Origin of the sequence: Pedobacter lusitanus, assembly GCF_040026395.1 — a bacterium.
Lineage (GTDB): Bacteria > Bacteroidota > Bacteroidia > Sphingobacteriales > Sphingobacteriaceae > Pedobacter > Pedobacter lusitanus.
This window is the reverse complement of record NZ_CP157278.1, coordinates 677,906-700,959: the sequence shown is the minus strand read 5'-3', so window position 1 is coordinate 700,959 and position 23,054 is coordinate 677,906. Positions and strand designations below refer to the sequence as shown.

At 36.8% G+C, this 23,054-nt stretch carries 23 protein-coding genes; 17 read left to right on the top strand and 6 right to left on the bottom strand.

Features of this window, described 5'->3' with window-relative positions; translation table 11 throughout:
* Positions 1 to 56 precede the first annotated feature (56 nt).
* The 3 genes from PL_RS03190 to PL_RS03180 all read left to right on the top strand — a co-directional run bounded on the left by PL_RS03190 (position 57) and on the right by PL_RS03180 (position 2,117).
* On the top strand, positions 57 to 410 hold the full coding sequence (locus PL_RS03190) for an MmcQ/YjbR family DNA-binding protein (RefSeq protein ID WP_041878784.1): 354 nt from the start codon (positions 57 to 59) through the stop codon (positions 408 to 410).
* A 432-nt stretch (positions 411 to 842) separates the two neighbouring features.
* The gene (gene msrA, locus PL_RS03185) at positions 843 to 1,334 is read left to right on the top strand and encodes a peptide-methionine (S)-S-oxide reductase MsrA (protein WP_041878782.1); all 492 of its coding nucleotides are present in this window, start codon (positions 843 to 845) and stop codon (positions 1,332 to 1,334) included.
* A gap of 45 nt (positions 1,335 to 1,379) precedes the next feature.
* On the top strand, positions 1,380 to 2,117 hold the full coding sequence (locus tag PL_RS03180) for an SDR family NAD(P)-dependent oxidoreductase (RefSeq protein WP_041878780.1): 738 nt from the start codon (positions 1,380 to 1,382) through the stop codon (positions 2,115 to 2,117).
* Between the two features lie 20 nt (positions 2,118 to 2,137).
* Here the strand turns inward: PL_RS03180 and PL_RS03175 are convergent, their stop codons facing one another.
* A complete protein-coding gene (locus PL_RS03175; RefSeq protein WP_348620973.1) occupies positions 2,138 to 3,691 on the bottom strand; it encodes an MFS transporter in 1,554 nt (517 codons plus the stop codon).
* Positions 3,692 to 3,771: 80 nt separating this feature from the next.
* Positions 3,772 to 4,038 carry a LytTR family DNA-binding domain-containing protein gene (locus tag PL_RS03170; RefSeq protein ID WP_160292069.1) on the bottom strand — a complete coding sequence of 89 codons (267 nt, stop codon included), beginning with the start codon at positions 4,036 to 4,038 and terminating at the stop codon, positions 3,772 to 3,774.
* 234 nt (positions 4,039 to 4,272) lie between these two features.
* On the opposite strand from PL_RS03170, the gene PL_RS03165 reads away from it, so the two are divergent.
* From PL_RS03165 to PL_RS03150, 4 genes are all read left to right on the top strand, one after another.
* On the top strand, positions 4,273 to 5,229 hold the full coding sequence (locus tag PL_RS03165; RefSeq protein WP_041878776.1) for a helix-turn-helix domain-containing protein: 957 nt from the start codon (positions 4,273 to 4,275) through the stop codon (positions 5,227 to 5,229).
* A gap of 115 nt (positions 5,230 to 5,344) precedes the next feature.
* A complete protein-coding gene (locus tag PL_RS03160; protein WP_041878775.1) occupies positions 5,345 to 5,644 on the top strand; it encodes a thioredoxin family protein in 300 nt (99 codons plus the stop codon).
* Positions 5,645 to 5,746: 102 nt separating this feature from the next.
* Entirely contained in the window at positions 5,747 to 6,661 is a 915-nt protein-coding gene (locus PL_RS03155; protein WP_041878860.1) for an NAD(P)/FAD-dependent oxidoreductase, read from the top strand.
* Positions 6,662 to 6,713: 52 nt separating this feature from the next.
* Positions 6,714 to 7,277, top strand: a complete 564-nt coding sequence (locus PL_RS03150; RefSeq protein ID WP_041878773.1) for an AAA family ATPase — start codon at positions 6,714 to 6,716, stop codon at positions 7,275 to 7,277.
* Positions 7,278 to 7,311: 34 nt separating this feature from the next.
* On the opposite strand, the gene PL_RS03145 is transcribed toward PL_RS03150, so the two are convergent.
* Both PL_RS03145 and PL_RS03140 read right to left on the bottom strand, forming a co-directional pair.
* Positions 7,312 to 7,728: a hypothetical protein gene (locus PL_RS03145; protein WP_041878771.1), complete on the bottom strand. Its 417-nt coding sequence runs from the start codon at positions 7,726 to 7,728 to the stop codon at positions 7,312 to 7,314.
* Positions 7,729 to 8,034: 306 nt separating this feature from the next.
* Positions 8,035 to 9,552 (bottom strand): thiol-activated cytolysin family protein, encoded by a 1,518-nt coding sequence (locus PL_RS03140; protein ID WP_041878769.1) that lies wholly within the window; start codon positions 9,550 to 9,552, stop codon positions 8,035 to 8,037.
* A gap of 392 nt (positions 9,553 to 9,944) precedes the next feature.
* On the opposite strand from PL_RS03140, the gene PL_RS03135 reads away from it, so the two are divergent.
* The gene (locus PL_RS03135) at positions 9,945 to 10,832 is read left to right on the top strand and encodes a bestrophin family protein (RefSeq protein ID WP_041878767.1); all 888 of its coding nucleotides are present in this window, start codon (positions 9,945 to 9,947) and stop codon (positions 10,830 to 10,832) included.
* Positions 10,833 to 11,213: 381 nt separating this feature from the next.
* Here the strand turns inward: PL_RS03135 and PL_RS03130 are convergent, their stop codons facing one another.
* Positions 11,214 to 11,798 (bottom strand): DUF4142 domain-containing protein, encoded by a 585-nt coding sequence (locus tag PL_RS03130; RefSeq protein WP_348620965.1) that lies wholly within the window; start codon positions 11,796 to 11,798, stop codon positions 11,214 to 11,216.
* A gap of 209 nt (positions 11,799 to 12,007) precedes the next feature.
* Here PL_RS03130 and PL_RS03125 point away from each other — a divergent pair, with 209 nt between their 5' ends.
* On the top strand, positions 12,008 to 12,616 hold the full coding sequence (locus tag PL_RS03125; RefSeq protein ID WP_152620261.1) for a hypothetical protein: 609 nt from the start codon (positions 12,008 to 12,010) through the stop codon (positions 12,614 to 12,616).
* A 3-nt stretch (positions 12,617 to 12,619) separates the two neighbouring features.
* Here PL_RS03125 and PL_RS03120 read toward each other — a convergent pair whose 3' ends face one another.
* The gene (locus tag PL_RS03120) at positions 12,620 to 13,015 is read right to left on the bottom strand and encodes a helix-turn-helix domain-containing protein (protein ID WP_262496921.1); all 396 of its coding nucleotides are present in this window, start codon (positions 13,013 to 13,015) and stop codon (positions 12,620 to 12,622) included.
* A 124-nt stretch (positions 13,016 to 13,139) separates the two neighbouring features.
* On the opposite strand from PL_RS03120, the gene PL_RS03115 reads away from it, so the two are divergent.
* The 8 genes from PL_RS03115 (at position 13,140) to PL_RS03080 (ending at position 23,053) form a co-directional block, all read left to right on the top strand.
* Positions 13,140 to 14,132, top strand: a complete 993-nt coding sequence (locus PL_RS03115; RefSeq protein ID WP_052496078.1) for a helix-turn-helix domain-containing protein — start codon at positions 13,140 to 13,142, stop codon at positions 14,130 to 14,132.
* A gap of 332 nt (positions 14,133 to 14,464) precedes the next feature.
* Positions 14,465 to 14,650, top strand: coding sequence for a class I lanthipeptide (locus PL_RS03110; protein WP_041878759.1), 186 nt, complete (start codon positions 14,465 to 14,467; stop codon positions 14,648 to 14,650).
* A 75-nt stretch (positions 14,651 to 14,725) separates the two neighbouring features.
* The gene (locus tag PL_RS03105) at positions 14,726 to 14,905 is read left to right on the top strand and encodes a class I lanthipeptide (RefSeq protein WP_152620259.1); all 180 of its coding nucleotides are present in this window, start codon (positions 14,726 to 14,728) and stop codon (positions 14,903 to 14,905) included.
* 31 nt (positions 14,906 to 14,936) lie between these two features.
* Complete coding sequence (locus PL_RS03100; protein ID WP_041878755.1) at positions 14,937 to 16,088, top strand: lanthionine synthetase LanC family protein; 1,152 nt, start codon at positions 14,937 to 14,939, stop codon at positions 16,086 to 16,088.
* The gene (locus PL_RS03095) at positions 16,085 to 19,225 is read left to right on the top strand and encodes a lantibiotic dehydratase (RefSeq protein ID WP_348620962.1); all 3,141 of its coding nucleotides are present in this window, start codon (positions 16,085 to 16,087) and stop codon (positions 19,223 to 19,225) included. The genes PL_RS03100 and PL_RS03095 overlap by 4 nt, the downstream gene beginning before the upstream one ends.
* Before the next feature lie 10 nt (positions 19,226 to 19,235).
* Positions 19,236 to 21,428 (top strand): peptidase domain-containing ABC transporter, encoded by a 2,193-nt coding sequence (locus tag PL_RS03090; RefSeq protein WP_041878749.1) that lies wholly within the window; start codon positions 19,236 to 19,238, stop codon positions 21,426 to 21,428.
* Between the two features lie 5 nt (positions 21,429 to 21,433).
* Complete coding sequence (locus tag PL_RS03085) at positions 21,434 to 21,934, top strand: hypothetical protein (RefSeq protein WP_041878747.1); 501 nt, start codon at positions 21,434 to 21,436, stop codon at positions 21,932 to 21,934.
* Between the two features lie 135 nt (positions 21,935 to 22,069).
* Positions 22,070 to 23,053 (top strand): sensor histidine kinase, encoded by a 984-nt coding sequence (locus tag PL_RS03080; RefSeq protein ID WP_348620959.1) that lies wholly within the window; start codon positions 22,070 to 22,072, stop codon positions 23,051 to 23,053.
* Position 23,054 lies beyond the last annotated feature (1 nt).

Here is a 23,054-nt window from a genome sequence, read left to right as displayed (position 1 = left end):
GGTATAAATATGGTTGAATACAAATATTAAATGAATCACTATATTTGGATTACCATATGAATATAGAAGAATTACGTGACTATTGTTTGTCCAAACCCGGCGTAACTGAAGGACTTCCTTTTGGAGAAGATACGCTGGTTTTTAAAGTTGGTGAAAAGATATTCCTGCTTACCGGTCTGAATTCGGGAAATCGTTTTAATGCAAAATGTGATCCTGAACGGGCGGTTACCTTAAGGGAACAATATGAAGAAATAATACCAGGCTATCATATGAATAAAAAACACTGGAATACGGTTTATATGGATGGACGGCTGACGTTAAAGCAGTTACATGAACTTATAGATCATTCCTATGAATTGATATTAGCCAGTCTGCCTAAAAAGAAACAGGAGGAAATTGCTGGATTTTAACTCACGGAGATTGATGTTAACCCCCGGTATTTCATCCTGTTTCTAATCATAATCTTTATTTCAATGCTGCTGTATTCAGGTCTTTCATAAATGCCTCTAATTCCTGCAGACTATAGCCAGTACCATCCAGGCTAATAGAATATCTGTCTTTGTAGATATATTTAACAGATGAATGAATTGACTAATTAGATTTGGAATCTTCAGTGATAGAACTTTTACAGCAATTGTGCTTATAGTGGGTTATTGCTAACTCACCGGGCAGGTGTCTTTTTTCTTAGCTGAAAACAACTTTTTAAATATAAGTATAAGTCCAGTTACATCAAAAATAATTAAGTATCAGCTATCCGGTTATAAGCTTAACGTCATTATCATTGCCTGTTCTTGTCAATTAGGCCTCAGTACTGTACCTTTAATTAATTAAAAGAAAATTATATGAATACTGAAAAAGCCATTCTTGCTGGCGGTTGTTTTTGGGGAGTAGAAGAACTTATCAGACATTATCCTGGTGTAATTTCAACTGTTGTTGGATACACAGGAGGTGATGTTCCCAACGCAACTTACCGGAACCATGGAACCCATGCTGAAGGTATAGAGATTATATTTGATCCGGCGCAATTATCATATCGTAAATTACTTGAATATTTTTTCCAGATTCATGATCCCACAACAAGAAACAGACAGGGAAATGATATCGGTACCTCTTATCGTTCAGCTATTTTTTATATTGATGAAACGCAACGGGAAACTGCAAAGACTTTAATTGAAGAAATGGAAGCTTCTGGCGTATGGCCGGGGCAGATTGTAACAGAAATTGTTCCGGCAACCGATTTCTGGAATGCCGAAGAGGAACATCAGGATTACTTACAAAAGCAGCCATACGGATATACCTGCCATTTTGAAAGACCAGACTGGAAACTAAGCTAATTTTAAATTAATCCCGGATTTTTGGAGTAAAGCGAATTTTTATTGATGGCAAGAATATTTATTACCGGCTCGGCTGACGGGCTTGGACAATTAGCAGCTAACGATCTGATAGCTCAGGGGAACCAGGTTGTTCTGCATGCACGTAGTGCCGAAAGGGCTAAACTGGCACTGGATAAAGCGCCGGGTGCTGAAAAAGTACTTATCGCGGATTTATCCAGTATTGACGAAACCATAAAACTGGCTGCTCAGGTTAATGAATCAGGAAATTTTGATGTCATTATTCATAATGCAGGCGTTTTTCAGGAGTCAGGCAAAATGATTGTTGCTGTAAATACACTGGCGCCATATATCCTGACTGCTTTGATCCGGAAACCTAAACGTTTGATTTACATTAGTTCTGAAATGCATATGCAGGGTGACGTTAACCGTCTGGATGATTTAATCAATGACCCCGGACGTGTGAGTTATTCAGATTCTAAACTTCAGGTTTTAATGTTATCTATGGCAGTAGCCCGTAAATGGCCGCAGGTATATAGCAATACCATTGATCCGGGTTGGGTGCCCACAAAAATGGGCGGCGCTGAAGCACCTGACAATCTGGAAAAAGGTTTCCGGACACAGGTATGGCTTGCAGTAAGTGAAGATAATGAAGCCAGATTAAGTGGCCGTTATTTTCATCATCAGCGGGAAGAAAGTTATTTGGCAGCGGCCGACAGTATCGTTGCTCAGGAAAAACTGCTTGCAATTTGCCAAAAACTTAGTGGAGTTGATTTTCCGGAATAACTGATCAGAAGGAAAACCATTTATAAATGGTTTTCCTTCTTCTTTAAATCTGGTTTCCGGATAAATATCAGCGCCATAAATGAGGCTAAAAAGCCAAGGCCGGCAGAAATTTTCATGATTTTTCCGTAGGCATCAATAAAACTGGTATGGTAGGCTGCGTATACCTTCTTTTCCTGAATGATACTTAATCCTTCGGGTACGCTGGCATTTCCGAGATTTGCAGTTTGAGCAATTACGGCCTGTTTCTGCTGTTGATTAAGAGGAAGTGTTTTGATTTCTTTATTTAATGCTGCAGTAAAAAGAATTACTGCCATCGAACCAAAAACTGCATTGGCAAAAACACCTGCAATTCTGGATACAGCATTATTAATACCAGATGCTGTACCGGAAAAATGATCACTTACAGCGCCCATAACTGCAGCCGTTAGTGGTGCAACAGTAAGCGACATCCCAAAACCAAAAACCAGAATGCCGGGTAAAAAAGTGGTCCAGTAGTCTGAAGGGCCATCAGTCTGCTGTATATAAGATAACAGGAGCAGTCCTGTACCAGCCAGGAAGGGGCCTGCAATCAGAAATAACCGGGGACCGTATTTATCAGCAAGGCTACCGGCAAAACGTGCGTTAACGACCATGAAAATAGTAAATGGAAGAAAAGTAAGTCCGGATTCAAGTTGTGTATATCCCTGAATCTGTACCATATTCAGGGAGAGAAATAACATTCCTGCGCCAAGACCTGCATAAAGAAAAAAAGTAAGCAGATTTGCCCCGCTGAAAATAGCATTGCTGAATAAACCCAATGGCATCATCGGGTATCTGCTTTTATATTCTATGATAATAAATGCAATCAGGAGCAGTAAACCTGCAGTAATAGCCCCATAGCTTTGGATATTGGTAAAGCCCACATCCGGCAAACGCAGAAAACCAAAAGTAAGCAGCGCCAGTCCCATTGCTATAGTAACTGCGCCCAAAAAATCCGGTCTTCCGGTATTATTCTCCTCTTTGGTTTCCTTTACTTTTACGGCTAAAAAGAAGAGAACCATAATCCCAATGGGGACATTAATAAAAAAGATGTAACGCCATAAACCCGCATCTGCAAGTGCTCCCCCCAGTGCAGGGCCACCCATGGTTACTAAAGTGGTCGCAGCAGACCAGGTTCCAATAGCTTTTCCGCGTTCTTTTTCGTCAATAGAAGAAGAAATCAGGGATAGACTTCCCGGTATCATCAGGGCGCCGCCAATACCTTGTAATACTCTGAAAATAATCAGCATAGTGGCACTGGAAGAAAATCCACAGGCTGCAGAACCTGTGATGAAAATAAAAATCCCGATCATGAAGATTTTTTTGCGTCCCAACCGGTCACCCAGCGAGCCGCCAACCAAAATAAGGGAGGCCAGCATAAGTAAATATGCATTCAAAATCCAGAAGAGATCTGATCCGGTAGCTTTGAGATGCTGCTGCAGGGAAGGCAGGATAACATTAAGCGCTGTCGCATCAATAAAAGCCATGGCAGATGCCAGGATAGTACAGGCCATGACCCATTTGCCCTGAATACTTCGTAATGGTACTGTTGCCATAAAGCTTAGTCTTTAATCAATCCTGCCTGATTTTATTAAAATTAATAAAATATCAGATATAACTGAGATCTGCTTATCATTTACCGGTCCAGCCAGAGTTTAAAAACTTTGGATCTGTCTCTGCTTATAATGATCTTTTCTGCTGGCTCCGGGTTCAATACAATATGCAGTTTGCCATTAAAATAGTTATTGATCCGTGTAATGCTTTTATTGTTGATCAGGTACTGACGGTTAACCCTGAAAAATACATCCGGATCCAGTTGCTCTTCCAGTTCTTCCATAGTAAAAGGAATAATATGATGCTGGTTATCGGGCATAACTGCCGCCTGATGAGGCTTTGTGCTCAAGGGCGGCATGACCTGTTTAGCAATTATGGAAATCAGCTTTTAATTTAACCGGTGAAAAGGACTGAACGGATGGAAATTGATCAGTTGGTTGTCAAAAGAAAATCTCCATACTCTTATTGAAGTTTAAAATAACGTTATTGCTGACTTTGCCAGCATCTTATCTTTGGATTGGAATGAGAATCCTGAAAGCAACTGGTAATTCCTGCTCCCGGAAATCCTTATTGTTTTATAAAAATGGCCTTTACTGCTAAAATCAAAGAAATTAATAATGTGAAGGAATTCAAGGAGTATTATCTCCAGAATTCCGATTATTCCTATTGTGCAGAGTGTAATCATCTGGAATATGCTCATGGAAATGGTTTCCTGGAGATTATAGCGTTAGAGGATTTACAAAAATTACATAGCCGTCATGTCGGTCATCAGGCAAGAAGAAAATTTTACAGCATTATTCTTTTAACAGCAGGGAATGTAGAGGAAGTTATTGGTCATCAAAAATATCATTTTGGCCCTCAAAGCATGTATTTCATTCCTGAAAATCAGATTCATTCCATTGAATCCTGGAGTGAAGATGTGCAAGGGTTTCTCTGTATGTTTGACGCTGATTATTTTTTGCTTTGTATCAAGCATCAGATCACTCTCAATCAGTTTCCGTTTTTTCAGCTGGATAAAGTTCCGTATGTGGACCTGTCTGAACGGGAAACCGGAATGATGCAGCATTTATTCTGGAAACTTAATAGTGAAAAGTGCCAGAAAAAAACTTTTAATGATGACCTGCTGGTCAGGATGTTTCTCAATATTATCCTGCTGGAAGCCGAACGGATCCATAATCATACGACTTTGGCCGAACCTTTTAATTTATCCAGAAAAGAACAACTGGTGGCCCAGTTTCAGCTTTTGGTCAATCAGCATTTTCTGGAGAAAAAGCAGGTAAAAGAATATGCGGGAATGCTGAATGTACATCCACATTATCTAAATGACGTGGTTAAGGAAGTTTCTGGGTTCTCAGCAAGTTATTTTATACAAAAACAATTGATACAGGAAGCAAAATCACGGCTGATGCAGACTAATGATACTGTTTCTATGATTGCTACCGAATTGAATTTTACAGATGATTCTTATTTCGGACGCTTTTTTAAGAAAATGACCGGATTAACACCCCTGCATTACAGACGAAAGCATAAACATCAATAGACGTCTGAATTCGTCTATATGTGATTTGTACCATTTTCCCTCCTAAAAGTGTTAGAGACATGACCTGCTATGCGGGTAATTTTGTCGGATCATTTTTAATCTAATAATACTTCCGATGAATGAATTAAATACTTTGAAAGCTACTGAAAAACCGGTATTGCTTCAATTCTCTGCCACCTGGTGCGGACCATGCAAAATGCTGTCACCTATTATTGACGATGTGGAGAGGAAAATAGGTGGAATGGCAACTGTAAAGAGGATAGATGTTGACAGCGGGAGCCAGCTTGTAGTTGATTTTTTTATCAGATCTGTCCCGACTTTAGTGATTCTGGATAAACACGGAGATATCTATTGGAGACATATAGGGCTGGTATCTGAAAAAGAGATTCTAAAACGCATAGAAAGTCTGACCTAATGAATAATCATGATTACCCGAAGGAAATTTATAGTACAAAGTACCATTTTATCTGGTGCTACCGCAATTTCAGGAACACTTATATCTTTTATACAATCTGATATGGAAAATACGAAACATACTTTTGATGTTATTATAGTTGGCGGTAGTTATGCCGGACTTTCTGCAGCAATGGCATTAGGCCGTTCTTTGAGAAACGTTTTGATTATTGACAGCGGATTTCCCTGTAACAGACAGACACCCCATTCACATAATTTTATCACTCAGGATGGTGAAAAGCCTAAGGATATAGCAAATAAAGCGAAGGCACAGGTGTTGAATTATACAACGGTGACGTTTCATGATGATATTGCCATGAAAATGCAAAAGAGCGACAATATATTTGAACTTACTACACAGTCTGGTAAAGTGTTTTCAGCAAAAAAAGTCCTGTTTGCAACAGGTTTGAAAGATATGATGCCTGCTATACCTGGTTTTGCGGATTGCTGGGCAATATCAATTCTGCATTGTCCGTACTGTCACGGTTACGAAGTCAAAAAACAGAAAACAGGTATTTTAGCTAATGGTGACCGGGCATTTCACTATGTACAGCTGGTATCAAATCTTACTGATAAATTGACCATTTTTACTAATGGGAAGGCAGCATTCAATGCTGACCAATATCAGTCGATACAAAAAAACAATATTCAGATTGTAGAACAAAAAATTGATTTGATAGAACATGATGGCGGTAAAATTTCTGGCATCCGTTTGGAAGATGGTACAGTATACCAACTAAATGCGCTCTATTCCGGACCTGCTTTTGAACAGCATTGTAAAATTCCGGTTAAACTGGGATGTGAACTTACAGAACTGGGATTGTTAAAGACCGATGATTTCAGACAAACGAATATACCCGGTATATATGCCTGTGGTGATAATTCGGCATTACGCTCTGTTCCTGCTGCGGTTTCAACCGGATCACTGGCGGGTGCAGCTATCAATATGGCATTATGCGCCGAAATTTTTAACTCATAATGATGGTACATTCCGGGTAATTACACCATTTACTAAATTAATATGATCAGAAATGCGGCATAGAGAGTTAGACAGGAAAAACAATTTCTACGTGATTACCGGAGGCCCCGGTGCAGGAAAAACTACGCTTTTAAATGCACTTGGGGCACGTGGTTTTAATATTATCCCAGAAGATGCCCGGAAAATTATCAAACAGCAGACGGACATGAACGGAGAGGGGCTTCCATGGAAAAATGCAAGATACTTTACCCATCTAATGCTGGAAGCATCCGTTAGGAGTTATGAAGCTATACAGGACAGGAGTGAGGCTATCCATTTTTTCGATCGGGGAATTCCCGATACGCTTTGCTACGCAGATATGATTGGACTTGGGATCTCTGCTGAAATGGATCGGACAGCTAAAAAATGTCCTTATAACAGTATCATTTTTATGCTGCCGCCCTGGCCGGAAATTTATCAGACTGATGAAGAAAGAAAACAGAGCTGGGAAGAAGCTGTATTTACTTATACAAAGATGAAAGAGACCTATATAAAATATGGCTATGAACTGGTTGAAGTTCCTAAAGATGAAATTGAAAACAGGGTTAGATTCGTGATCGATAAAATCAGACTTTAATTAAATAACAATTGTCTTTTCATTTGATTAATGATTATTTGGGAGATGTATTCATCAACTTGTTTTGGGCGTTTATCTTTTTCATCTCATTAAAACTTTGAACAGCCAGAAAACCCAGTACCAGAATGAGAACAAACAAGACTGTAAATAACGCTTTTCCAATAAAGGTGTAACGGACACTTTTAGGTTCACGTGGCTCCGTACTTTCGCGCATAGCTGCGTGAGCCTTCATTTCTTCTGTCCATGCTTTGCGTGGAATTTCACGATCCAGGTCATCTGCGAAATATGCACTTTCAACTTTCTTATAAACCGACTCGGAGAAAAGGGTTTTACTCTGAAACTGGTAAATCACATAAGTCATGCTTTCAGTCGGGTAGTATTCCGGAGTTGTGAGCAATGTAATTTTTTCCTGGAAAATTGGTTTCTGAGTTGTTGTTATTCCAATATACATAATTTGTTTGTTTTAAGATTTACTTTCATTTGCAGAACAGCTTTGTGGAATTGTCCATAATCTGCCTGCTGTTATTGAACAGGACAAAATTATTCCTGTATTACTCCGGAACCCTATAAAAAGAGACTACTCATCGTCTACCTGTTAAGCTGATGGCGTCTACAATGCAACTACTAAACAGTAATCAATTTGTTTATTGGGCACTTCGGGCCAGGAATGGCAGTAAAAAATAGTATAAATAGTAATAAGAACCTTGTCCTTTTAGACAAGGTTCTTATGGTAACCAGAGTCTATTCTCTCAGATATCTACCAGATTGGCGTATATTCATTTTTAGGTGAATTTATCAGCCGGACCTGACTTGCCATTTCCAGATACTTGATTTGATATTTATCAATAAATCTTGTTGTTCCCTGTCTCACTCCACGTACTGCGGTTGTTATGGATGGACAACCGAATGGACTTTCACACTCAGGTTTACTACTGAAATAAAACGAAATTCGCTCTGGGGTAATAATCGGAATTTTACATTTGGCATCTGCAAATGAATCTACATACATTTCTACTCCAAATCCTGAGTTTTCATCACCCACCTGGTTTTTTCGGTATTTCACATAAATCATGTCCACCGGTAAATCAATTTTGAAATTACTTATCAGTGGTTTATTATCTGGTAAGGATTTCATTTTAAATGATATAGGGACACCAGGAGACTGAGCAGAGAATGTAGATCCTTTTTTGATATAATTAGTAAGTTCCTCGATAGTAAATATGCTCTTAATAGCTTCTGCTCCATTTGGTCCAATAAAATAGATCTTCATACTGGATCTGTTGATTGTGCCTTGCTCGGCTTCAGTCAGGTTAGATCCTCCAGAAACCAGCCCTCCAAGAATCGAAAATGCTTTTTTATAAGTACTGTTAACTACTTCCTGATCATCATTACTTTCTACTACCAGTATACCCGTTGATCCATAGGTGATAGTACTGATGTATGCCGGCCAATATCCACCCAATGCCGTTAAGTTTAAATTATTATATAGTTCACCTTTTGCGGGAGCGTCCATATCAAGTGAAAAATTCTTTTGTGTAAACTTAGCCACAAGCCCGGTTGTCTTTGATATTTTCATAGTTCCGTTGGTTGTGGTGGTATTTGACCCGAAAAACAGTGCACCAACCTTTGCATTGGAACCAAAAACCGTCTTTAATTCATCATAATAAGTGAATTCCTGAATGTCATAGCTAAATGCTGCTTTTTGGCCGTTTTGCATACCATTCGCTGTAAGAAGTTTACTATAAAACTCAGAGGTTCTTAGTTCAGTTGGGTTATACATTCCCGTAACAGTTTTTAGCGGTAAAGAAATAGATGCACTAATTGGTTTGGATTCATAATCACCTAAGCGTTCAGATAAAGGATTCATCTCAACTGAGGCAATGCTATTTCCTTTAATCAGTGATCCAAGATAAAAATTGTCCTGCTGGCCCAACCATTCCGGCAACATGATAAATTCGTCTGTATAGCCTGTAAAGGTCATACCTGCCTGATCTCCAAGCCACATATCTGCAGGATTGAGGTGTAGTGCAGCAATTGTATGCGGCCTGTCATTCGGGCCACTCATAATCCCAATGGAACTGATTTTTTTAGTATTTGACTGAGAACTGGAGGCAGCTTCACTAAATGTCGAAATGTTTGCCCCGCTGATTTTGATATTTCCTCCTTCAGCTGGTTTTAAGTCACTATACTTATTTCCAATGCCGGGGTTATCCGCTTTTGAGCAACCAGTTAAAACAATAATTAATAGTAGGTAGAGACAGGTAGATGTTTTCATTTTTTTAAATGTTTGTTTTTTTTTAGGTGAATCCTGCGAAATAAGTGTCTTATGATGTACTCATTGTACCTTAAATCGAGGAGAATAATGGATAAAGATACATTTGAAAAAATAATAGTCCACCGATTAATTAAAATATAACTATTATATATTAATTTTAATAATGTGATAATTATTGATTGTTTTAGTTTATGGAATCACAGCTTAATTTGATCGTTTATCTTTATAGTATTATCAGAAAGATGAAGGGGAAACAGCTTGAGTGTCTTGTCTTATTTCGGCGGGCAGGAATATCCGTATAAGCTTATGCATTATAATAAAGACAAAACTTATATATTTATATACCTGTACTTCTGGTCTTAAGATTAACGTTTAATATCAAAATATACTTTATGCTTATCAATAAGAAGATCTCAATTACTTATTTTATCAGTGTTATTAAATGGGATATTATTTTTATCGCAATCTATGCTATATTGATTGGTACATTTGATCACTATGGCTTTTTTAAGGCGATTAATATTCCATTATCCTTATCTGGATTTGTTGGCACTACGTTATCTCTGCTTCTGGCTTTCAGAACCTCTCAATCCTATGAACGATGGTGGGAAGCAAGAGTTGTCTGGGGAGCTATTGTTAATGATAGCAGGTCTTTAATCAGACAAATAAAGCAATTTTTGCCAGCGTTGTCTGATAGCGAAGCGCATATAGAATCTTTTGCCCGCCGTCAGATTATCTGGTGTTTTGCTTTATCTGAATCCTTAAGACGGATTCCATCATCGAAAAAAGTGGATGATTATTTTCAAACTCATGATCTGGATAGTGATAACAAACCTAATCTGTTATTAAACAAACATGCTGATGAACTATCATTTATTAGTCAACGCTTTGATCTTGATGCAAATAAACAAGTACAGATTGATGCAACAATAGCGCGTCTCTGTGATTCAATGGGTAAGTGTGAGCGGATCAAGAATACCGTATTTCCAAGATCTTACAGTGTGCTGATCCATTTTTTAATCTATGTGTTAATGACCATTCTGCCATTCGGACTGGAAGATAATAATCCTATAATAGAAATTCTGCTGACTTTTATGGTACCTGTTTTATTTATAAGTATTGAACGTACGGCTATTATCATGCAGGATCCTTTTGAGAATATACCAACAGATACCCCAATGACGGCACTTTCTCAAACAATTGAGCGTAATCTGCTGGAAATGATTAATAAAAAGAGTACTGAAGTAAAACCTCCTGTGGCTTCATATTATATTATGTAATTTCGAGGTAAGCAGTTGCTTGTACTAAGTGAAAACCTCCTGTTGGATGACGTGGGGGACGCATTTTCGACCCTATCCTTTTTAATCTGTTCAAATTCGGCATAAAAGAGTTGTAATTATAAGCTAAAATAGAATCGAATGAAAAATCCAAAAAAAATACATTGATACATAATTATTCTTTTTGTGTTAGTTACCATTTACAGCAGTCACTTGTATTTTTAAATTCTCCTACAATGCAATAATCAGAAGCTTATGTTGGAGGAAATGAAAAGCTTTTTCATAAAGAAGATAATCTCACAAATGAGAGTACAAGAGAGTTTCTGACCAAATTTATGAATGCTTTTGCGGTATAAGTTAAAAGACATCAGTAGGAGCTAAACTCTATCTGTTTTTGGGATGAATTTTATTTATCATGTCTAAATGCGATTGAATGACTGGAATAGTTCTGGCTGCAAAAAATTTAATATCCGGATCTTTACTGTTCTTTGATTCATCCTGCATGAGTTGAAGTGCTTTTTTTTGCGCATCAGCTACAGCCTCTAAGTAAGTATCGTCGAAATCTTCTCCCGCTTTATGATGTAGTTCATCTATTTTTTTCTGGTCTTCATCGTCCGGTACCAGGGGAAGTGAAATGTTTTTCTTCCGGGCTATCACTGCTAATTCTTTATTTATCTTATTGTAATCACTGATCATAATTTTCGCGAAATCTTTTAGCTGTGTACTTGCTGAATCTGTTAGCACAAGTTTACCCAGTTCAACTTCTGCCAGACCTCTTGCTGCGGTTTTTGTGGCAAAATTTGCATCAGGTAAATCTGTACCCAGTGTACCTCTGGCCATGACGTTCAGCGTTCTGTCTTTAACCCTGTTTACACTATCAGCAGCATCCTTGGAGTCCTTATTACTATTACACCCATACAATACAAATACAGCTGCACAAATTGTAAGATAACAGATGGTTATTTTCATGATGTTTGATTTTATCTTCTCTAATAACGCAGAGAATTATTTATAGTTTTTAATTTGATATGCCGGACAATTCATTTTTCTTTTCCTTTGGCTTTTTGCGATTGTGTATTTAAAAATAAATAAAATAACAATAATATAATGTTTTAAAATATCTCTACGGGAAAATAAATTGTACTTTTGGTAAACATGATAATTTAGAAATAATCCCGATGAAAAATATTCTGTTATCAGTCTCCTTATTGTCATTAAGTTTGATGTTTTCCTGCAAAAAGTCTGATAAGCCTGCAATTATAGACCCTGTTGCTCAACCTACATTTTCGTACACTGGAAAGATGGAAGTTTCAGAATTCAAGGTTTATAAGGGAGGACCGGGAGGTGGCACAGAAGTATCCAAAGATTATACTCCCGAGAGCTTATGGAATGACAGGGTGAAGAATTTTACCCCGCCGGATCATCTTATTTTTAAATCTAAGGATACATTATCGCTTTTACCTAACAAAGTAGAATCAGACATCATCAGGTATAAATTGAATGGAGATACGCTATTATGTCATAACAGGTATGCTGATTTCTGGGAAGTGTATGGTGTTAAATCTAAAAAATGCCTGAGCTACAAAATGACTTTCTATATATTCAACAGGTCAAATACTCCTTATACATCTTTCGCTTTGGGTACTGAACATGGTATAACATTATTTAAAAATGTGTTTATTTCCGGGCGCGCTAATTTCGAATCTCTTGCTCAGATGACTAATACCAGTGACCTCATGGGCTGGTACAATGTTAATTTTATCTATGAAAGTAAAGATGATATCTGATAGCTATGCTGAGATACATTCAGTAATTTTTCTTAGTCTGATACTATCCTCATATAAACTAAGCAGTTTTTTGTGGAGTATCAGAATTTCAGCGTCCTTATTATTGATCACTTCTTTAAGTACTTTGATTTCTTCTACATATTTGTTGGGTAGGAATTTTTCGGTTTCCCCTATAAGTTCACTTGCGGTAGTACCTAATGCCCTTGCTATTTCCATGAGTCTGTCCAGCGTTAAAATAGTAACACCTGTTTCTATCTTGGATAAAGCCGGAGCAGATATGTTTAATTTTGCGGCTAGTTGTACCTGGCTTATTCCCCGGATCTGGCGAAGCTTTATAATATTTTTGCGTACTATTTCAGACATTAATCGTGATTTTGTTTTAGTAGTGCTTAATAGAATATCCGGACAAAAAGAAGAAATAGCTATCGGATTTATTTACACAATACGGATTTCCTTTTATATAAAACGGATTATTTAAAAACCGTTTTAGCATTGTTCCTTTTTTTTTATCATAATTGTCCTTATGGGAATCAATGTTGGCAAGAATGATAGGAGCTGGAAAAGGGTAGGTGGCAAATTTGAACAGTTTTCTTTGAAGGAACAATTGTTGACAGAAACCAGGGAAAAGTATAGCTTTTCTTTTAGCGACGCGGAATTGGTACAGATTACTACTCCGGATATTTACATCGTTTATGGTGATGTGATATTCAAGCAACACCAACTGTATTTCAAACCTACCAACGATGTGCCGGATATGGTTAAATTGCGTTTTACCTTGTCTGGTAATGGTACAATCTATAATCAGGTCAATAACCAGAAGTATATTTTTAATTCCAACCAGCAGAATATTATCTATATGCCTGAACTCGATGGGACAGGTGAATACGATACCGGACGCAACTACCGCTTCTTTGAGGTGCATTTTGCAAAAGAGAAATTTCTGCAACTATCCGACAATTCTTGCCGGGCACTTCAGGAATTAGCCGATCGTATAGATGGTGGACGTTATGCGCAAATAGCGGAACAAAGCCTGCCAATCTCATTGGCGATGCGTGATTGTGTACAAAGTATACTCAACTGTAACTACGCAGAAGGATTAAAACTGATGTTTCTGCAATCAAAATGTGTAGAATTACTTGTCCTGCAGGCCGAAGCTTTTGAAGCCGCAATCACGAAAAAAAAGAATATACCTCTGCAATCTGCTTATGACAAGGACTGTATTTATTTTGCCAGAGATTATCTGGTTCAGCATATTCACCAGCCGCCTACAGTTGCCCAGCTTGCAAAAATCTGTGGCATTAACGAATTTAAACTTAAGCAGGGTTTTAAAGGGCTGTTTGATAACAGTATATTTGGTTATTTAAGTGATTACAAGCTAAATTATGCGAAAGAGTTACTGTTTGAAGACAAGCCTATTAAGTCCATTGCTTATGAACTCGGTTATTCATCTGTCCAGCATTTTAGTACCGCTTTCCGGAAGAAATTTGCAATTTCACCAGGTAAAGTGAAAAGATAGTATCTCTTTCTTCAGCTGGCTCCTGTATTTTCTGGACCTATTCGCTGTGTGATGATATCTGAAACATCACATTTCGCCTCATTTCATTGATTATTAGACTTTTGTGTTTTGTGACTCCTGTCACAAGGTATGTCGTATGTCCAATAAATATTATACTTCTCTTAATCAGGTTTCATATATACAATCCTCCGTTTGGTGTATTATTTTTCATATTTTTTTTGGCTAGCTATACTTTTGAATCATAAACAAACGAATAATTTGTTTGAAGAAAAAAAAAGTGAAAGCCGAAAAACTTAAATAGAGTAGGCATAAAAAAAACAAAACCAAACAACATGAAAAATTCAAAACTAAACATGAAACTGAACAAAAAAACTATCGCAAAATTAGATGACAAATCTTTAGACCAAATTGCTGGTGGTAAAGCAGCTCTTGGAGATGTATGTGTATTCAAAAGTTCTTCTTGTACTATCAAACCTACTGAACCAACTCAACCAACTCAACCAACTACTACTGCCTAGTACCTTTTTACAAGAATGGGAACTTTAAAGTTCCTGTTCTTGATTTTGTTTAATAACAACCTAACCAAGAGAATCATGAAAACGCCAAAATCACTCCTCAACCTTAATAAAAGAACTATTGTCAAACTTAACACTGAGCAGATGAAATATATTGCAGGTGGCAGACCTCAGGCACGTGAAACCTTCGATACTACAATGATGACCACTGGAACTCCTGGTACTGTCGTAGTCTTAACAATTCACAATAATTTTTAAGATCACTACTATAATGACAAGGGGACCAATCATGAATACGGTTAACAGTATACACAAGCTGTTAGAGAGAAATCAGTCAGCTGATTTAAGTTTAGTGAATGGTAAACTTGGAGTCTTAGTCTTTTATTCTTATTCTTTTTTGAACAATACTGGTGGTATTGATAAAGATAAAATTGAAGAGCTGTTTAACGAAATTGTAACAGCATATTTTACTGAAGATGAAATTGATCTGAGTTATGCTGGCGGGATAACCGGACTCTTAAGTGTAATATCACATTTTAAATCTGAAGAAAAGCTTGATTTTTTTCAATCAATTGTGGTTAATGAAATTCATGAACCTATTTTTATACAGGCAAAAAAATGGATCGATTGTGACTTTATTGATAATCTCTACGGAACAATTGGCATTTTACATTATTTCAGTCAATCGGATGACACCAGTACTGAAGTTTATATCAATGAACTCACTGAGCTATTAATCAGTAAAGCCATTAACATTGATTTTAACCGGGTGGCTTTTATCAATTCGTTTCCTGATCGTCAAAAAGAAAATTTTGATTTTGGATTAGCACATGGTATGTCAGGGATGTTAAGTGTTCTGTTAGATGTCTATGAAAAAAACAAAAGTATCAGTGGCTTATATTCAGCTATTATAAAATGTATACAATATGTCCTTCAGTCAAAAATTAACATGGAGGCTGAGCATGGGCATTATTCATTTTTTCCGCTTGGTTATGATCGTATCACACAGGAGTATACTTTAAGTAACAGACTTGCCTGGTGTTATGGTGATTTAAATCAGGTCATGTTATTTTATAAAGCTGGCCGGATACTGGACAAAAAGGAATATGTTGATTATGGACATATCTTCGGAATGGCAACTTTAAGCAGGAAGAATGAAATTTCAACCGGGGTCAGGGATAGCGCTTTCTGCCACGGATCTTCAGGGCTTGCCTACCTTTATTTAAATCTTTATACACAATCTCAAGAAGATAATTACCTGAAAGCATACGAGTTCTGGATTGCCGAAACTCTGGTATTGGCTAACAGAGAGCTAGATCAAAATCTTAATACGAAAGAAAACATCAACTCTTTATTGGATGGAGTAGTTGGTACTGGCCTGGTATTGCTTTCATCTCTTTATCCTGAAAATTTAACCTGGTCTAAATTTTTATTTATATGATTTCAAAATCTAATTTTTCTTTCGCAAATAATGTCGTTCTGAGGACTCCGGCTCTACCTTTCATTTCCGGAACAACTGAGCAGGAAGCGGCCGGGCTGATTAATAATAGATCTTTTATGGAAGCATTATATCTGGCTTCTCCTGTGCTCCATCAACAGGCAGAACTATTGCCCGGATTAGCACTTTCCGATCCTAAAAGAATTAAAATCATACAATCACTGACAAAGTATTATCTTAGAATGAGTACAAGAAGTACTCCATTTGGCCTTTTCTCCGGCTGTGCAACTGTCTCCTGGACAGATAAAGCAGAAACGATAGTCCTCGGAGAATCAGAAAGGAAGACTCGTTTGGACATGCAATATCTTTGTGATCTGATTGCGGAATTAGGCAAAAAAGACACAATAAGGACTAATTTGAAATACTTTCCCAATTCAAGTCATTACTATGTTGGAAAACAGATCAGATATGCTGAATATGAATATATTTTCGGGCTTCGTCAGCACAAATTAAGTAGTGCAGATTCCTCAGTATATCTTGAAGCTGTGATGTTACATGCTAAAAACGGATGCAGTTTTCCGGATCTTGTCACATTACTCGAAAAAGAAGGTGTTAAAAAAAGAACGGCCAAAGCTTACATCAATGAACTCATAGATAATCAGTTATTGGTGAGTGAGCTGGAACCTATGATTACTGGCAAAGAATATGTGTATCAGGTTATTGATGTTTTTTCAAGAATAGTCAATGAAAAACGATCGCCAATCTTAAAATCAGTTTTAACTAAATTAATTGATATTAATCTGGTCTTGAAAGAAATAGATTTGAGGGTCGATAATTCAGTAGAAGTGTATCATCAGCTTATTGAACTGATCAGGACAATGGAAATTGAATTCGATGAAAACAAGTTGTTTCAAACAGATTTAACAAAAGAAATTATTAAAGGTGGTTTAGATAGTACTATCCAAAACCAGCTTTTGGAAGCAGTAGAAGTTTTAAGTAAAATCTGCAATCCAAGTAAAAGAACTAAGATGACAACCTTTGCAAGGTCATTTGCTGAACGATACGATACCCAGGAAATCCCTTTATTTAATGTCTTGGATCCCGAAATAGGCATTGGGTACGGCGTAATTAGTAACCAGCATATTTCCCCTTTAACCGATCATGTAAAACTCAACCATACATCAGTTTCTGAGCAGGTTAACCAAATTGTCTGGGATCCTTTGCAGCGATGGATCTTTTCCAGATTGATGGATGCTAATAAGGCAGGATTATATGAAATAAGTATTAAAACAGAAGAAATTTCCACCTTCAAAAGTTATTTAAGTGAATTTCCGTCTTCCACATCTGTAGTTTTCAGACAGATTCAACATGAAAATCTTGATATCAGTATTGAAGGAGTGGGAGGGCCCAGTGCAGGAAATTTCTTTGGTAGATTTGGCCATGGTTCAGCAGCGATGAATCAGACTATCGAATCAATCATTGAACATGAAACGAATGCTAATCCAGATGTTATTTTCTGTGAAGTTGTCCATCTGCCTGAAAATAGAGTAGGCAATATATTACTGCGCCCCTCTTATCATGAGTACGAAATTCCTTATTTGGCACAATCCTCTAAATCTGAAGAGTATACCATTTTACTTGATGATATTTTAGTCTCTGTAACTGACGGAATAGTCTATTTGAGAAGTAAAAGATTAAATAAAAGAATTATTCCAAGGTTAACGAGTGCACATAATTCATCTTTCAGGACTTTGCCTATTTATGAGTTTTTATGTGATATACAAACACAGCAACAATGTGTAGGCACTTATTTTAACTGGGGAAATTTATCTATTGAATTTGCCTTTTTGCCAAGGCTGACTTTTAAAAATACAGTTTTGTTTGCAGCTACCTGGGGTTTGTCCAGGACTGATTTAGATAATTTGTATAATCAGGACGATCATCTGCTGCCTGCTGCAGTAAGTGATTTTAGAAAAAAATGGAACTTGCCTGCACTGATTATACTTGTTGACGGAGATAATGAATTATTAGTAGATCTGGAGAATATTTTATCTGTAAAGACCCTGTTAAATACAGCCGGTAAAAAAGAGAAAATCGTGCTGCGTGAATATCTGCTGCCTGTTTCTCCTGATTTCCTTAAAGATGAGCAGGGTGAATTATATGCCAATCAATATGTGGCTTCCTTACTGCATCATCAAGAAACATATAAAGCTATTAAAACACAAAGATTTGTTATTGAACCAGATAATGAATCTGTACAACCAAGATCTTATGCTTTCGGATCAGAATGGCTCTATTATAAAGTATACTGCGGATTAAATACGTCAGATAAAATATTAAAAGAAGTATTGTATCCGCTGTGTAATCAATTGCAAAACCAGGGTTTAATAGACGAATATTTTTTTATGCGTTATGAAGATCCGAAAACGCATCTCAGGATTCGTTTTCATTTAACCAATGGGGCAAATGATATAGCATTAGTTTCGCAGCTTGTCAATACCTATCTGGATAATGCGCTGTTAAATGGTCATATCTGGCGGGTTCAGATTGATCCGTATGTGAGAGAACTGGAACGTTATGGGAGTGCTAACATCAGTCAGATTGAATCAATTTTTTATCTGGACAGCAAAGCATATCTCAGATTTCTGGATCAGGCATTTGATTATGATTTGAGTACACTGCGGTGGATGTTTGTAGTCAAATCAATAGATGCAGTTATATCTGATTTTGGATTTGATCTGACAGAAAGAATTTCACTTTTCAAGGGCCTGACCAATGCGCTTTCTTCAGAGTTCGGGGTAGACAAACTGGGGAAAATAAGTATAGATAAATCTTACCGGGATTTGAGAGGGCAAATTGAAGATGCCTTAAATGCGACAGGAATTATTGATCAGTATCATATCAGTACGTTCAATACTATACTTTCCAGACGCAGTAAATTAATTGCACCATTTGTAACTCATTTAAAAGCTGTAAATACCCGGGAACAGATTGATAATATCGTAGTATCTATTATTCATATGATTGTGAACAGAGGGATTAACGCTAATACAAGGAAAAATGAGGTGGTAATTTATAATCACTTGCTTAAGGCATACATCACGCGTAATGCAATAGACAAAAAAGTTTCACAAGTTTAATAACCGTCCTATGTTTTATCAATTTCCACATTATAGACAACATGACGTGATGGACTGCGGGCCAACCTGTCTCAGGATCATTTCAAAATTCTATGGAAAGTATTTTTCACTGGAATATTTAAGAGAAGAATGTAATACCAGTAGATTAGGAAGTACTTTTCACGGGCTCAGGATAGCTGCCGAAAAAGTTGGATATATTGCGGAAGGGATTAAAATTTCTATCGAGGATCTGTTCTCTGAATCTTTATTTCCATGTATTGCTTATTGGCAGCAGAAACATTTTGTAGTCATCTACAAAATGACTAAAAAACATGTGTACGTTTCCGATCCGGCACTTGGACTGATCACTTATAAAAGAGAGGAATTTTTAAAACATTGGTCAATAGGGGATAATTCGGGAGTGCTATTGGTCTTAGAGCCAACCGAAGATTTTCATCTCAATCAAAATATTCATTCAAGATCTGCAAAGACAGATATAAAATTTGTTGTTAAGTATTTAAAAAAGTATAAAAAGCTGGTTTTCCAGCTATTGGTTGGATTGTTTATCGGAACAGTTTTGCAGCTGTTGTTCCCATTTATCAATCAAAGTATCATTGATGTTGGGGTACAGCAAAATAGTATTGATTTTATTTACCTGATGTTATTATGCCAGGTTGTGCTGTTTGTAGGAAGAACAAGTGTAGAGCTAATAAGAGGGCATATTTTAGTTCATCTTAGCAGCAGGATCAATTTAAATTTACTTTCTGAGTTTTTTCATAAACTTACCCGTTTACCGTTAAAGTTTTTCGATGCTAAGGTAACCGGTGATATTTTACAAAGAATATTAGACCATCAGCGTGTAGAGAATTTTTTGACCTCAGGAGCACTGACCATTCTGTTTACCTTATTTAACTTTTTGATTTTTGGTGGAGTACTGCTATATTATAATAGTATAATTTTTATGGTTTTCCTGATAGGAAGTATGATTCATTTCTCCTGGATAACTATATTTATGAAAAGAAGGGCTATTATTGATTATAAAAGATTCAATCAGCTCTCTATCAATCAGGATAAAAATCTGGAATTGATTTATGGCATGCAGGAGATTAAATTGCATAATGCCGAAAGAAGCAAAACTATTCAGTGGGAAGAGCTTCAGGTTGACCTCTTTAAGATAAACCTTAAAAGTTTGTCACTCAAGCAGTATCAATCTGCAGGTGCTTCGACTATTAACGAGCTTAAAAATATCCTGATTACCTTTTTCGCAGCGCAATTGGTTATCAAAGGAGAAATATCTCTTGGCATGATGTTATCCATAGCTTTTATAAACGGACAGTTAAATGGGGCGGTCGCTCAATTTGTCGATTTTATGCAGAATTATCAGGATGCCAAACTGAGTTTAGAACGCATTAATGAAATTCATAAAAAAGAGGATGAAGATTTTATCGGAATAGATGCTGTTCATGAGCTTCCTGAGCATAGTGATATTGTTTTTGAAAACGTCTCTTTTAAATATGATGCGTCCAGTTCGGATGACAGGCGGGTGCTGAGGAATCTGAATTTTTCCATCCCGAAAAATAAAGTGACAGCTATTGTGGGGGCAAGTGGAAGCGGGAAAACTACCTTATTGAAGCTTTTACTGAAATTTTACGTTCCTATTGAAGGGAGTATCAGGGTTGGAAGTTCGGCCCTTCAGCAGATATCTAATTCCTCATGGAGAGATAAATGTGGCTCAGTTATGCAGGAGGGGTATATTTTCTCTGATACGATTAAGAATAACATTATTGTGGGTGATACTGTCATAGATTACGAAAAATTGAATCTAGCTACCGAAGTAGCCAATATAAAAGATTACATCGTGAATTTACCTCTGGGTTTTGAAACCATCCTGGGTGCAAATGGTACAGGCCTCAGCACCGGGCAGAAACAACGGATTTTAATCGCAAGGGCAGTTTATAAAGATCCTGATTTTCTATTTTTTGACGAAGCTACAAGTGCACTCGACGCCAATAATGAGAAAAAGATAACCGACAATTTAACTGATTTCTATACGGGTAAAACAGTCTTGATTATTGCTCACCGCTTAAGCACAGTGAAAAATGCAGATCAGATTCTGGTATTAAATGACGGAGAAATTATTGAGACTGGTAGTCATCAGAGTCTGATCAAAACTAAAGGTGCTTATTATAATCTGGTTAAAAACCAATTGGAATTAGGAAATTAAAAGAAATGAAAACGCAAATTGAAATATCAGATGAATTAAGGCGGGAGCAGCTTCTGGGGCCTATATCAGGCTGGAGTATGTTATGGGGTAATTATTTGGTGTTAATTGCATTCCTGTTACTGGCTTTTTTTTCCTATACGGTAAAGTATCCAAATTATGTTTATGGCCTTGCGCTGGTCACGCATGCAACACCCGGCACTGAAACTCCTGCTGGTAAACGTGACCATTCCCTGATCCTCGCACTAGACTTATCTGATCGTGATAGTGCAAAGATAAAAGTTGGGCAACGGGTGTCTGTGATTCATGATTTCTCTATTAAGAATTTAAATAATCAAAAGATAACTGGTGTTGTCAATTTAGTGACTATTATTAATCATAAGTACTATATAACTGCAATTCCTGATCTTTATGAATCTAATGGTAATTTTTTATCTTATGGAGTCAAAAATAATGTGAAAATTACAATCAAAAGTGTTACATTGTTTGATAGAATATTTCATCATTAATTATTATGAGAAAATATTCTCTTTTAACGTATCTTTAGTAATGCATTATGATTAATGAGTCGCAGTTTTTTTAAGGTCATAATTTCGAAAGGGGTAATCAGAGTCCATTTTTTATTATGGTTAACCTATTTTCTTTTGAAATTGTCTGTTCTCCTTTTTACTGGAGAGAGATATTCCTTTGTAGATTTTTTGCTGTCACATCTATTAATTATCGGGCTTTTTTATACTAATGCTTTCTATGTTATTCCCTTTTATGAACGAAGGAAATTCTTTCAGTTCATCCTGATTACCTGTATAGAGCTTGGGTTATATGGGGCATTCAGGTTTCTGATCAAATTTATACTGGTACTTTCTATTGCTGGTGTAGAGCGTGTAACCAATTTCAGAGGGTTTACTGCTGAGGTATTTTATTTGTTTTTTCAATTCTATATTATTTCAATAGCTTACAGATATTCTATTAACAGAGAGAGGAGAATACGCTCGATAGAAAAGGAGAAAGCCATTCAGCAGGATCTTACCATCGAACTTCAGAAAGACTACCTGCAAACAGAACTGGCCTATTTAAAAGCGCAGATCAATCCTCATTTCCTTTATAATACACTTAGTTTTTTGTACTCCAAAGCGGTCAATATCTCTACAGTACTCGCTGAAAGTATTATGACATTGTCTGATATTATGCGTTATGCCTTATCAAATGATGTTGATTCGCGGGGAACTGTTTTAGTGGAAGATGAGATTATTCAGGTTAGAAACCTGATTAAAATTTACAAATTAAGATTCAATGATACCTTTTTTATAGAATTTGATGTATCCGGTGAATTGGAAGGTCGTCGTATCATTCCTTTAATTATAATTACTATCGTTGAAAACGCTTTTAAGTACGGAGAATTTAAAGAAGCGGATGCCCCTATGCAAATCAAGATTACATTCGGGGATGACTTCATGATCTTAACCAGTTTTAACAGGAAAAAAGTCATTAACAAAAATTTTGCAGGAAAGGGAGAAGTGGGATTAAAAAATCTGATTAAAAGACTTCATACGCATTATGGCTCCAGACATACTTATGAGGTCATAGAAACCAAAGAAACCTATATTACAAATATAACTATAAGCTTATAAA